The sequence below is a fragment of the Helicobacter cappadocius genome, from assembly GCF_030688855.1.
Taxonomy (GTDB): domain Bacteria; phylum Campylobacterota; class Campylobacteria; order Campylobacterales; family Helicobacteraceae; genus Helicobacter_J; species Helicobacter_J cappadocius.
Map to the genome: position 1 here is coordinate 1 of NZ_JAUYZK010000018.1, position 12,567 is coordinate 12,567.

Genomic DNA, 12,567 nt, shown 5'->3' on the forward strand with positions numbered 1-12,567 from the left:
TTGTCATTATTTTTCGCAGGATAAGGGGAGGAGCTATACTGACAAACAAACTCACTTTTATTGGTTGTTGAGTTATTGAAAAATTTAGCTAATCCTCTATTTTAATCAGGAATTTAATCTGTAATGATGATTTTTTTACGCAACCTAAAAGTAGATTGTAGTTCAAAATTTTCAGTTACAAACACTCTAGGTAAGCAGGTCATAAAATTTTTGTGTTGAGGGTATATATGTCCATTTCTTGTGGTTACAGCTGTTTTGAAACCTAAAATTTTCAATAATTCAAAATGTTCTTTTTTTACCTCTATTCTACTTCCAAAAGGGTAAGCAAAATGTTTTGGAGTATGGTTTAGATGGGTTTTGAATGCTGAATTTGCCTTTTTGATATCCGCGATAATCTCTTCTTGAGCGAGATTAGAGAATATTGGATGGGTGTGGGTATGGTTTCCTATAGTGACCAATTCGTCTTTGAGTAAAGTTCTTATCTCTTCATATTTTAATGCCAATCTATCATAATCTCTAGGATCATAGAAAATTCCTAATTGATTCATAATGCCTGTTGCATCTTCGTAATTATTTGAGTTTGCGATGATGATTTCGCGGAATTTTAGAAATGCTTCTTGTTTGGATTCCTTGGAGGAGATGTTTAGAAATTCTCCAAGTAGATTTACACGATTGTTTTTGAGTAGATAATCTTCAAGCGCAAACCACCACATATTATGTGTATTTTCAGGAAATGATGTGCAAACATAGATGCAAAATGGAATTTGATGTTTTTTGAAAATAGGGTAGCCAAATTCTAGGTTATCTTTATATCCATCATCAATAGTAACAATAAGTGATTTTTCTTCCAAAGTATTGTTCATTAGCCCTTCATACATAGAGTCCACAGAGATAAAGCGATAACCCTGAGATTTTGCTTTGATAATGAAGTCTTCGAGAAATTCAGGACTTACTTTCATATTTTCATTTGCGGGGATTTTTTGGTGATTCAAAGGAGATATTCGATGAAGCATTAATATGGTAGCTTTGCCTTTGAAGATTTTTTGAACAAATTTGATTTTTGAAATTTGATTGATGAGGGTATTTTTTATCATCATATTCTCCTATTTTTTGGTAGCTTTGATACTGATGATGATTTGATAGTCATTATCGTTGTAAAATAGCTCTTCATGTGTTAGTTCTTCTGCTGCAATACCCTGTAATTCTGCTATCGCACTCAGAACATTTCCATAGGAAAACACTTCTATGTTTCCTTCTCCAAAGGTATTTTCAAAATCTTTTTTAATTCCCATATCTGTAAAACGATGATAATCACCCCATCGGATATAATCGTATCGACTGATTTGAACGAGTCCAGCTACAGTTACCAATGCTACTCCATCGGGTTTTAGCATAGAATAAATGCCTTCTATGGCTTTTTTATATTCATAGATAAAATTCAAAGTAACAGTGCAAATAAAACAATCAAGATAATTTTGAGGTAATAGATGGTATAAGGTCAGATCGCCTATGATGGTGGCATTTGGATTATTATGATCGTAGTGTAATATTTCACTTTTACTCACTTGCCCCCCCCCCATTGCCTTGTATAAGTTGATTCTGCTATTTCACATACGACGCCTTTGATGTGTTTGAAATTTTTATTCAAAAAATCAGCTGTATATACCCTATCAATAGGAGTCCCTCTATCAAACCCAAATACACTTGAAATAGGCTTTAAATGACGCATATTCTTCCATTTTGGAGGGAAAAACAACCTGTTGGATAATTTCTTTGTTTCGCGATATATTTTTAGTATTATTCTTATTGGTAGTTTGATTGTTTTAAGCATTTAAAATTTTCTCATATGCTTTGATATATCTTAATGATACCTTGTCGCTATCAAATTCAGAACAGACCTTTTTTCTTGCATTCTCACAAAGTATTTCATAATTATTTTTTTCTAAATTCAAAATCCATTCAATTCCACTTGCTAAATCTTCATAATCCTTGGCTAAATATCCATTTGTTTTATGCTCAATCATATCACTATTACCTCCAATATCAAATCCAACCACCGGTGTACCACAAGCTAAAGATTCCATTATAACATTACTTAAATTTTCTGCCAAGCTTGGAGTTATGAAAACATCACAAGCACTATAGAGAATTTTAAGAGAAATATCATCATTTAAATGTCCTAAATATAGAGTTTGTATGCCTTCAATATCCTCTCCTTGTGCTGATCCAAAGATGATTAGCTTGATGTTTTCTTTATTTTTTAAGAGCTTGAGAGCTTTTTTTAGTTCATGGTAGCCTTTCCTTTGGATGCTCATTGGATTGATGGCACCAAATGCGATAATTTTTTTAGATAACTCTATATTTAGAAGTTCTCTTGCTAGTATCTTTTTGATAGGTTGATAGAGTTTTGTATCAATGCAGTTGGGAAGATTGATAATACTTTTATCCTTTAAAAGCATAGATTCTTTTGCACAACTAGTTATCCATTTGCTCAGGGCATTGATAGTGATATTAAGTTTTGGATAGATTTTAGCTTTTTTGTTGAATGTAAAATAGCTCAAATCGTATGTAAAATTTGAATGCAATAATGGACATTTTTGACAATGAGTTTTGAATTTTTCACAATGATTGGGTATGACATGACAACCCCCAGTATAGGGATTTGCATCATGAAGACTCCACAGCATGGGTATATTTAGCTTTGCTAGATCTGCGATATTTAAAAATCCATTATTAATCCAATGCAAATGAATCAAATCGGGCCTAAGTGAAGCAATAGTTTTAAGCAAGTGTCTATTGCTAGGAGCATTTGGAGAAAAAATATCGTTGTGAGTATATGGCAATAAAAATAGACTAGGTAATAATGGTCTGATTTTTTCGATTATTTTTTGAAAATTTGTTTTTGCAAGTCTTGTTACTTTGGGTTTGTCTGTGGTTTTTTGTTGAACAAGCATTATGGATTCTATATTTTTATCCAACAATGCTTGATGCACTCTCAAAGCAGCTCTTCCAGCTCCCCCAGAATCTTGGGATACAAGATGTAAAATTTTCATTCGTCCAACTTATGTGAATTGATGGGCGTATTATACAGAATTTCTAAAATTTATTTGACAAGATAGGGAGGATCGTATTCTTCAAAAGGCAGATCAAGATTAATATAATAAGGCATATGCCCAGTTCTTTCTTTTATGGGTGGAGGTGTCATATAATCTCCATAAAGCCTTTCTAAATAGGTTTTATAATTGTTTGGAGCAGGGAATTTTGTATCTTCAAACTCTAGCATAATGCTTGGAATAAAATCTTTTAAATAATGAGTGGCATTTGGATACACGCACAGCACAAAGGCACTCGCAATGATCTCAGAATGATCAAAATCGTATTTTAGACATTCTCTTTGGGTTTTGTTTTTGAAATAGTCTAAAACAGGTTGGAATAAAAGCTTGGATCTAATATCTAATATTGTTTGCTTGATTTGCTTGATTGGGAATTTATTTCTATCTGATACTGTTGGTTTCCAGTATTTTTCATATCTTCTATTTGCATATTTTGTGAGATTTTTGAATTGTTCTTGAGCTTTGAGAATATCGTTTCCACCACCATCTAAAATAAAAATATCTATCCCTAAGCCACCTTTATATTTGACTTTATTTTCTGCAAGGGTTGATTCTATGCAAGTTGTGGTTGTATCTTCTATTTTCCCAAAATTCCAAATATAATTAGGGGTTTTCTCCCAATGTTTGAAAATAAATTTTTTGTCAAATACTTCATGAGTGCCATTTTCGCAATCTTTTCTATCAAGTTCCACTAGTTTTTCATAATCACTTCTAGGCATATAAAAATCCATATCATCATCCCAGGGAATAAATCCCTTATGTCTCACAGCTCCAAGCAAGGTTCCACAAGACATAAAATATCTTAGATTGTATTTTTCACAAACTCTTTTAAATTCTTTGGCTACATCTAGGGTTTTGTTTTGGACTTCTTTAAGTAGTTCAGGGTTCATTTATTTTCCTTGTATTTGGTTTATGAGTTGTTTTTTGAGTATTTCTATATCAAACAAACTATTTTTTGCTCTAGCATTTAGAGAATTCAAGATTGCTTTGAGTTCTTCTGTATTGATTCCATAGTCTTGAAAGTTTGTTTTAATACCAAGCTCAATAAAAAGATTATTGATAGCATCTTTATACGGATAGAGAATTTCTCTTGCTTGTGATTGAGGGAGATTTTCTAGTAAAAATGGCAGAGTAAAACTACAAGCAATCCCATGAGGAATATTTTTTTGCATTGTAATGGGGTAGCTCATTGCGTGTGCAATAGCTGTTTGAGTGCTGCAAAATGCAAGTCCTGCAAAAACACTTGCTAGAGAAATTTGCTCTCTAAGATAGATAGAGTCGAGGTTTTTTACTAGCTCTGGTAGATGTTTTGTGATGAGATTGATAGCATTGATGGCATTATTTGTTGAAATGGGGTTAGCATTTTTATTCCAAATAGATTCTATGGAGTGCGAAAGTGCATCAAGAGCAGTAGATATGGTGAGATCTCTTCCTAGACTGAGCGTTAGGGTAGGATCATAGATAGCTTTTTTGCAATACATTTCTTTTAAATGCAAGGAGTATTTTTTGGAGTTGTTCTTATCCCATATGGTTGCCCAAGCTGTGAGTTCTGAACTAGTTCCTGATGTCGTTGGAAACGCATAAATAGGAATGAAGGGATTAATTTCTTTTGGAAAAATATTTCCCTCAGATATTTCTAGTTTTGAATTCACGCTCAAAACTTTCGCCGTATCTATCACGCTTCCCCCACCTAGTGCTATGATGAAGTCTATGTTTTTTGTAACATCTCTTAGCCCATCAAAAAGATGTATTTCTGGGTTTGATGGAATGCTAGAGATAGTTTTTTTTAGTTTTTTGCCTAGTAGGGTTTGGATTTGATGGGATATTCCCCTTTGTTCAAAGCTCTTTGATGTGAGCAACAAAATATTATTGGAATCTATTTTTTCAATAACATCAAGATAAAATACTCCAAATTCGATATGAACAGGATTATAGAAATTAAAATTCATTAGTTATCTCTTAGAAATCTCTGGAGTCTTTCTTTGACTTCAAAGGGTTTTATTTTTGGGCGAGATAAGTCTTTTTTGCTCCCTTTTTCAATCTGTAAATAAATAAAAATAGCCCCATCATTTTCTTTGTGTTTTATAAATTCAATCAAGGTATTTTTAAAACTTTCCAAATCGTGGATTTTGAAGACTTTTTTATAACCGCTATCAAGTGCGATTTTTGGAATATCGCAATTAATAGAAAGTGTGAATTGACCCCCTGTAGAATCGTGAGAATGATTATCTAAACAGATATGGCAAAAATTCCCTTTGGCATAATAGGCATTGGTGCTTAAACCCCCCATTCTCATAAGCAGTGCTCCATCTCCATCAATACAGATTATTTTTTTATCACTCATTAGGCTCAATCCTAGCCCCAAAGAAGACACACATCCCATAGAACCGACCATATATAGATAGTTTTTAGCATCATTGATTTCATAGAGTTCTCTTCCAGTTTTTCCTGTGGTTGCTAGAGTGATAGAATCTTTATCATTGATTTCATTGATGACATTAAGGGCTTGTAATCTTGTAATAGGGGTGTTACGTGAACCCCTTTCTACAAGAATCCCTTCTTTTTTTCTCTGTATTGTTTGAGGCAAGAGTGTTATTTCTTCAAATGTATTTTTACGCACAATAAAAAAGAAACTTTTGTTTTTAGAGATAATCTCTTTTGCTTTAGTAATCTGTTCTTTTGCAATACTTAAATCAGGGCTTAGATACTCATAAGGTATTTGAAAAGTTTCTAAAATTTTATCAGTGATAATACCTAGAAGTTCGTGTTGAGGCTCATCAGATATTCCTATTTCCCCTCTTAGAGAAACAAATCCCAAAATAGGTAACTCAAAAGTATGATTGAGGCTACTAAGAGGTGAGAGGGCATTTGAGAGACCGCTATTTTGCATTAGCACCACCCCTGTTTCCTCTCCTACTAAGCTGATACCTGAAGCGATGGCAACCCCATCGCCCTCATTGTTTGCCATAATGAATTTATTTTCATTGAGTGCGTAGTTGATAAGTGGGGATAAAAACGAGCATGGCACACCTACGAAGGTATTAAATCCATAGGATTTTAAAAGTTCTCCAAATTTATTTGTATCAAGCATTTTTTTCCTTTAGGTTTTAATGATGGCTAGGCTTAGATTATCGCCAATAGGCAATGAAATGATGTTTTTATCCGCACTGAAATCTTCATAAGCTTTTTTTACGCCTTTATAGCCTTTTGAAAAATATTCGTGGATTAAAATCACTCCTCCTTTGACCATCTTGGGATAAAAAAAGTTCAGTCCCTCTAAAATAGGCATATATAAATCTGCATCAAGATTTACAAAACAAAAATTATCCATTACATCTTTAGCACTTTGAGGAAACCATCCTTTTTTGATAATACAGTTTTCTCTATAGGGCATTTTTTCTAATACTAATTCGATGTTAGTATTGCTAAAGTGTTTATTTTGAGATGAAGAAAAATTTCCTTCCAATGCTATATCTTTTTCTGAAAAACCTTCAAAAGTATCAAATAAGTAAAGTTTTTTATTTGGAAAATTTGCATTAATATGACGTGCAAAATCGCCACGATATACGCCCAATTCCGCGACATTTCCAGGAAGATTTTTCTCTAAGGCTACTCCTGCAAAATCTTCTAAAAAGGCTATACGGGCTCTAACGCTAGATTCAATATAGGTTGAATCGATTTTTTCTTCTAAAATCCCCATTTCTAAAAGTTGATCTTTGAGTTCATCAAGACCTGTAAAAGTTCCTAGCACCACTGTGTCAAACTCATATTTTAATATTTCTTTAGGAGGCTTGATTTCATATGCCCCCCCCCCCATCTAATTTTAAATGTGTATTGTGTTTTTGTTCATCGTTATCAATAAAAAATAACAGAGAATTTTGATTTTCTAAAATGCTTTTAGCGATGAGTTTTCCGCAGTTTCCTGCACCAAAGATGACGATTTTTTTCATAATTTTCCTTTTTTTTGAGTTTATTTTGTTCCAGGTATAAGATGGAGGATTTCTTTGATATCCATACACTTATCCTCAATTTCCTTGCTTCTATCAAATTTTAGTATGCCTTCTGCTACTTCTTTCATCGCTGGATAGGCAGCTCTTAGCATATGATTTGCATAAATAATAATATTTGCTCCTGCATTTGCTAACTCTTTTGCACTCACTTCATTGAAGCTTGTTGGAACGACTACTACGGGCGTACTAGTATCATAGTTTCTAAATTGATTTAGAAAATCAAATATTTCATCAGGGCTTTTTTGACGTGAATGAATCATAATCCCATCAGCTCCAGCTTCAATGTATGCCTTAGCTCTTTTGAGTGCATCAGGAATACCTTTTTCTAAAATCAAACTTTCAATCCTTGCGATAATCATAAAATCTGAAGTGACTTGAGCCTTTTTTCCTGCAGCTATCTTGAGACAAAAATCTTCTATGCTATCTTGATTTTGAATCACTTCATTTCCAAAAAGTGAATTTTTTTTCAAACCTATTTTATCTTCTATAATAACCGCACTCACTCCGGTACGTTCTAGTGATTTGACAGTAAATATAAAATGTTCAAGTTTGCCACCTGTATCAGCATCATAGATCAGTGGTTTTGTTGTTACTTCAAAGATTTCATTGATAGTTGTAAGTCTTGCAGTTAGATCAATAGCTTCTATATCAGGTTTTCCTCTGCTAGTAGAGTCTGTAAGCGAACTTGACCAGATTCCATCAAATTCAATTTTCCCATTCCCAATTCCATTTGGCTCTCCATAAGCATTTTGTGCGATGAGTGCGGATATGGCGTTGTGTGCTTCTAGTATACGTAAGGGTTTTTTTGCTTCTATGAGTCTGCGTAATAGCGATAAACGAGCATTGGTGCTAATGCCGATGGCTCTTGCATTGATGTTGAGCTGTGTTGAAGAGATTCCCTCTGTATATGGGGGTTCTATAAGTTCTCCTTTGCCTAATTCTTTGAGTGTGGCAATAACATTTTGTCTTGTTTTTTCTTGAGGACCATGTTTCCAATCATCTCCATGAACTACAAAATCGGGCTTTATTTTTCTGATATTTTCTTCATAACTTAGAGTATTTTGAGGAATCACTTCATCTACATATTTGATGGTTTCTATAACCGCTTTTCTTTGATCATAGTTCATATATGGTAATCTTTTGTATGATGCAATAGCACTATCAGTGAGCAATCCTACAATAACCTTACCATAACTTGAAGCTATTTTTAAAATATTAATATGTCCTGGATGTATGAGATCACCGCTCATTGCCACATATACGATTGGAGAGTTCATGGGTTTATCCTTTTTTTGATTCAAATAAGAACTTATAGATGGTTTTTAAAAGAGTGTAGATTTTTAGTTTTTTTAATATGGGATTGATAAGATCTGATCTGTATGAAAAAAATGCTCTACTTATGTTTTTGGCTATGATAGGTGAATAGGGAATATTCTCTACCATCTTGGGAGAAAAATCAAACTCTAGTTTTTGGTTTTGCCAATTTTTATCTTTTCCACAATGTTCCCCCCTGCCATCATGTCCGCGATTTACTGATAGAGGTTTGATAGGATATAGAGTATATTTGCCATTTTTGAACATATCATAGCAAATCATTACATCTGTGTATTTTTTGTTGTGCATAAGCATATGTTGCAACAACGGAAATAAGTGTGGTGAGATTTTATTAAATTCAGCGATTTTTTGCTTGTTTTTTAGAAATTCTTCAATACCGCCTAAGCTCCAATCAATGCTTTCATATCTATCTTTCCAGATCGCAGTTCCCCAAGGATTAAACATCTTAATAGGAAAAATTTCATAGGGATAATTTCTTGGAATCAAATTTTTTTTATGGTGTATGTGAGAGGTGATCGAAAAAATTCTTTTGTCATCTTTATAATATTCAAGAGCATTGTTCATATATTCTAAAAATTTATTAGAGACCAAGATATCATCTTCAATACTGATAATTCTGTCGTATCGGCTAAAAATATATTCTATAGCATCCTTTCCAGAATCAAAACTGCCTTTGTTTTTTTCCCAACAAATTCCCTTTACTTTTTGGAACCCTTTGATAGTTTTGATATATTCTCTTATCTTCAGAATTATTTCTTCATGCTCGTCTTTATAGGCTGCATCAGAAACGACATATAGATCTGTGTATTTTGCCAATTCATTTGTTTTTAGCGATTCAATAGCGTTTTGAAGACTATCTAATCTATCATAAACCATCACCAAAACAGGAGCAAGACTTTTCATCAAGCAACCCGCTGATTTTGGTGGAGTGGATTATATAAAGACTCTGATATAGCACCAGGGAATGATAGATGAAGATTATAGAGATTTAGGTGATATTCTCTATATCCCCCCCCCCCACCGATACTATAATATTTAAAGCCTAAGAGCTGGTGATCTTTATAAATATTTCTACCATCAAATATGATTTTTTCTTTCAATAATGAGGAGATTTTATTAAAATCAGGATTTCTAAATTCTTTCCATTCTGTTACGATTATTAGTGCGTCACAATCTTTTAGTGCTTGGTATTTATCCTCGTAATAGCTAATATTTTGAAATATATTTTTCATATTTGAGATTGCTTTTGGATCATAGGCGTTGATTTTTGCATCTAACTTGAGCAACTCGCTAATCAGAACAATTGCACTGCTTTCTCTTATATCATCTGTTTTTGGCTTAAAACTAAGTCCCCATATGCAAAATACCCTATTTTGTAGGTTTTCTCCAAAATGTTTTTTAATTTTTCTAGGCAAAACAAGCTTTTGTGCTTGATTGACCTTATCTACCGCATCAATTAGAAATGATGAAACATTAAATTCTTTGGCGGTTTTTTGTAATGCCTTGATATCTTTTGGAAAACAGCTCCCGCCATAGCCACAACCTGGATAAATAAAACTATATCCAATGCGAGAATCCGATCCTATTCCAATGCGAACATCATTGATATTTGCCCCTACTTTTTCACATATTTGACTCATTTCGTTGATAAAACTTATTTTTGTAGCAAGCATTGCATTTGAAGCGTATTTACTCATCTCTGATGAAGCGAGATCCATTGTGATGATTCGATTATTTTTTACCAAAAATGGCGAATAAAGCATTTTCATAACTTCAAGTGCTTTTGGATTTTCGTAACCTATGATAATTCTATCAGGGGACATAAAATCATTGATAGCCACGCCTTCTTTTAGAAATTCTGGATTTGAAATGATGTCAAAATTTATATTTCCATTTTTTTTGTATTGCTTGATAACAGATTGAATTTTTTTTGTAGTACCTACAGGCACGGTGGATTTATTTACGATAATAGTGTGCTGATTGATATGTTCTGCTATATCTCTTGCGGCATTTAGAACATAGGTAATATCCGCACTTCCATCTTCTCCCATAGGCGTACCTACAGCAATAAAAATAATCTCTCTATTTGTATAGGCAGTTTTTTTATCTGTGCTAAAGATCAGATTTGAAGATCGAGTATTTTTTTCGATGAGCTTTTCAAGACCGGGTTCATATATAGGAATGATGCCATTTTTGAGTTGATTGATTTTGTTTTCATCAATGTCTAGGACGATGACCTCATTACCCATTTCAGCAAAACAAGCCGAAGCTACAAGACCAACATAACCAGAGCCGACAATAGTAATCTTCATTATTTCCCTTAGCACTTAACTAAATATTGTTTCAATTATATCATAAAGGTTTTTTAGCTTTTGTTTGATTGGAAGATTTTCTTGAAAATTCTTAAGAGTTTGTTTTTTGCTCTAGTGAAAAAAGGTTTTTTAAGAGATCTGTGAAAATTTTGTATCCTAAGCAGGGCTAGAGGCGATTCTTCTATGTTGTTAGGAAATTCAATGGGAAATTTTGTATTGATTGTCTCAAAATGAAATATTTCTTCATCTCCACAATGCGTTCCTGAACCATCAAAACCGATTTGTCTTATATATGAAACAGAAGGCATCAAGGTCAAGGCATTATGTTTGTAAGCGATAAGATAATTAAAAATCGCCCAAGTTTTGATTTTGCCTTGCTCGTTGAGAACAAAATCATTCCAATAAGAGGAATAAGTACCTAAATTAATAGCTTTGATGTCTTTTGAATCAAAATTTTTCTTAACCCAATCAATGTCTCTTTTGTAGTATTGCCATCTATTTTTCCAAGTCGCCCACCCCCAGCAATGAGGGATTCTCCAGAAAAAACAATCTCCAAGATCATCACTAGCTATGGGATAATTCCATGCACTGATTGCCCATATTTTTTCTTGCATTTCATATTTATCAAGAGCACTATTCATATAATCCAAAAATACATTGCTCACAACAATATCATCTTCTAAAATGATGGCTTTGCCATATTTGTTAATAATAGTGCTTACACCATCAATGATGGAATCTGCAAGTCCAAAATTTCTATCTCTGCAAATGATATGAACTTTTTTAAATCCACCTAGGTAACAAGAAGAAATACTTTGAATATATTTTCTACATTCAAGTACGCTTTGTTCATCGGCTTTGGTTTTATAATGATCTGAAAAAATAAATAGCTCTGTATCTTTAGCTAGTGTATTTTGTATCAATGCTTCGATGACTTGTTTTGTATGAATAGGTCTGTTATACACAAAGAGAACTACAGGGGCTAACATCAGCAACCTTCTTGAAAGAAATAAAACCTTTATTTTAGCATAATAGATTTTTTAGGATTGCTGTATTCTTTGATATGCTCAAAAAAGCGATCATAATGCAGGTGAGATCAAAAACTACTATTTTTAATGTGATCTTGTCTTTATTTTCACTCCTCAAACCTAAGCAGCTTGTCTCTGTAATACTCATACTGCTTCTTCCGCATCTGTATCTCCGCAGGAATCCCCAAAGAAATATCACTCACAAGCTCATCAAACTTATCCAATATCCCCACAATCCGCTCCTGCTCCTCTAAAGGCGGAATGGGGATTTTGAGTTTTCTAAAAGCTGCCATATCAACAGATGCAAAACTTGATGAATTCACATGTTCTTTGCACCATTCATCCACAATAAACATATAATAATAAAAGAACTTCATATTTAGTTTATTGCCAACAGTTTGCTTTTTGGTCAAAAAAGTAAACTGTTGATTGGCAAGGCAATCAACAGTTATGAGTGCGTGTTCTCCTATGGTTGCTGTCGTAGCTACTATGATGGAATTTGCAGGAAATAATTTTCCTTTGACTGCTTGTTTTGTGATGTGTTGGATAGAATCTGAAAGCATTCTTCCATTTGTTCGAATATCTTCCATTCTAAACCAAGGTATATTTCCCCCCTCCCAATATTCTGCTTTAGCCTTTGAGGGAGTATAGCCGTTTCTAATATCAAACACTTCTTGCATTTCTAGCCATTGAACTAATCCCCCCCCCCCATCATTTTCAAAGCTGAGGAGTTTGTTCAAGTAGTATTTGTATTGTTTTTGTCTGAGTT

General features: G+C 33.4%; 14 protein-coding genes. All 14 read right to left on the reverse strand.

All coding sequences use genetic code 11. From position 1 onward, the window contains the following. Positions 1 to 113 precede the first annotated feature (113 nt). On the reverse strand, positions 114 to 1,094 hold the full coding sequence (locus Q5I06_RS08475; RefSeq protein WP_305517713.1) for a polysaccharide deacetylase family protein: 981 nt from the start codon (positions 1,092 to 1,094) through the stop codon (positions 114 to 116). 9 nt (positions 1,095 to 1,103) lie between these two features. Continuing rightward, positions 1,104 to 1,565 (reverse strand): hypothetical protein, encoded by a 462-nt coding sequence (locus Q5I06_RS08480; protein ID WP_305517712.1) that lies wholly within the window; start codon positions 1,563 to 1,565, stop codon positions 1,104 to 1,106. Next, entirely contained in the window at positions 1,562 to 1,729 is a 168-nt protein-coding gene (locus tag Q5I06_RS08485) for a hypothetical protein (RefSeq protein ID WP_305517711.1), read from the reverse strand. The genes Q5I06_RS08480 and Q5I06_RS08485 overlap by 4 nt, the downstream gene beginning before the upstream one ends. Before the next feature lie 94 nt (positions 1,730 to 1,823). After that, positions 1,824 to 3,053: a glycosyltransferase gene (locus Q5I06_RS08490; protein WP_305517710.1), complete on the reverse strand. Its 1,230-nt coding sequence runs from the start codon at positions 3,051 to 3,053 to the stop codon at positions 1,824 to 1,826. Positions 3,054 to 3,103: 50 nt separating this feature from the next. After that, entirely contained in the window at positions 3,104 to 4,003 is a 900-nt protein-coding gene (locus tag Q5I06_RS08495) for a LicD family protein (RefSeq protein ID WP_305517709.1), read from the reverse strand. After that, the gene (locus tag Q5I06_RS08500) at positions 4,004 to 5,062 is read right to left on the reverse strand and encodes a phosphonoacetaldehyde reductase (protein WP_305517708.1); all 1,059 of its coding nucleotides are present in this window, start codon (positions 5,060 to 5,062) and stop codon (positions 4,004 to 4,006) included. Continuing rightward, a complete protein-coding gene (aepY, locus tag Q5I06_RS08505) occupies positions 5,062 to 6,204 on the reverse strand; it encodes a phosphonopyruvate decarboxylase (protein WP_305517707.1) in 1,143 nt (380 codons plus the stop codon). The genes Q5I06_RS08500 and aepY overlap by 1 nt, the downstream gene beginning before the upstream one ends. A gap of 9 nt (positions 6,205 to 6,213) precedes the next feature. Further along, on the reverse strand, positions 6,214 to 6,930 hold the full coding sequence (locus tag Q5I06_RS08510) for a TylF/MycF/NovP-related O-methyltransferase (RefSeq protein WP_305517706.1): 717 nt from the start codon (positions 6,928 to 6,930) through the stop codon (positions 6,214 to 6,216). Next, on the reverse strand, positions 6,911 to 7,063 hold the full coding sequence (locus Q5I06_RS08515) for a PglD-related sugar-binding protein (RefSeq protein ID WP_305517705.1): 153 nt from the start codon (positions 7,061 to 7,063) through the stop codon (positions 6,911 to 6,913). The genes Q5I06_RS08510 and Q5I06_RS08515 overlap by 20 nt, the downstream gene beginning before the upstream one ends. A 20-nt stretch (positions 7,064 to 7,083) precedes the next feature. Next, positions 7,084 to 8,400: a phosphoenolpyruvate mutase gene (gene aepX / locus Q5I06_RS08520; protein ID WP_305517704.1), complete on the reverse strand. Its 1,317-nt coding sequence runs from the start codon at positions 8,398 to 8,400 to the stop codon at positions 7,084 to 7,086. 4 nt (positions 8,401 to 8,404) lie between these two features. Further along, positions 8,405 to 9,361: a glycosyltransferase family protein gene (locus Q5I06_RS08525; RefSeq protein ID WP_305517703.1), complete on the reverse strand. Its 957-nt coding sequence runs from the start codon at positions 9,359 to 9,361 to the stop codon at positions 8,405 to 8,407. Then, positions 9,361 to 10,770, reverse strand: coding sequence for a UDP-glucose dehydrogenase family protein (locus Q5I06_RS08530; RefSeq protein WP_305517702.1), 1,410 nt, complete (start codon positions 10,768 to 10,770; stop codon positions 9,361 to 9,363). The genes Q5I06_RS08525 and Q5I06_RS08530 overlap by 1 nt, the downstream gene beginning before the upstream one ends. 53 nt (positions 10,771 to 10,823) lie before the next feature. Beyond that, positions 10,824 to 11,759, reverse strand: coding sequence for a hypothetical protein (locus Q5I06_RS08535; protein WP_305517701.1), 936 nt, complete (start codon positions 11,757 to 11,759; stop codon positions 10,824 to 10,826). A gap of 146 nt (positions 11,760 to 11,905) precedes the next feature. After that, the coding region (locus Q5I06_RS08540; protein WP_305520934.1) for a restriction endonuclease subunit S at positions 11,906 to 12,567 on the reverse strand (662 nt) is incomplete at its 5' end.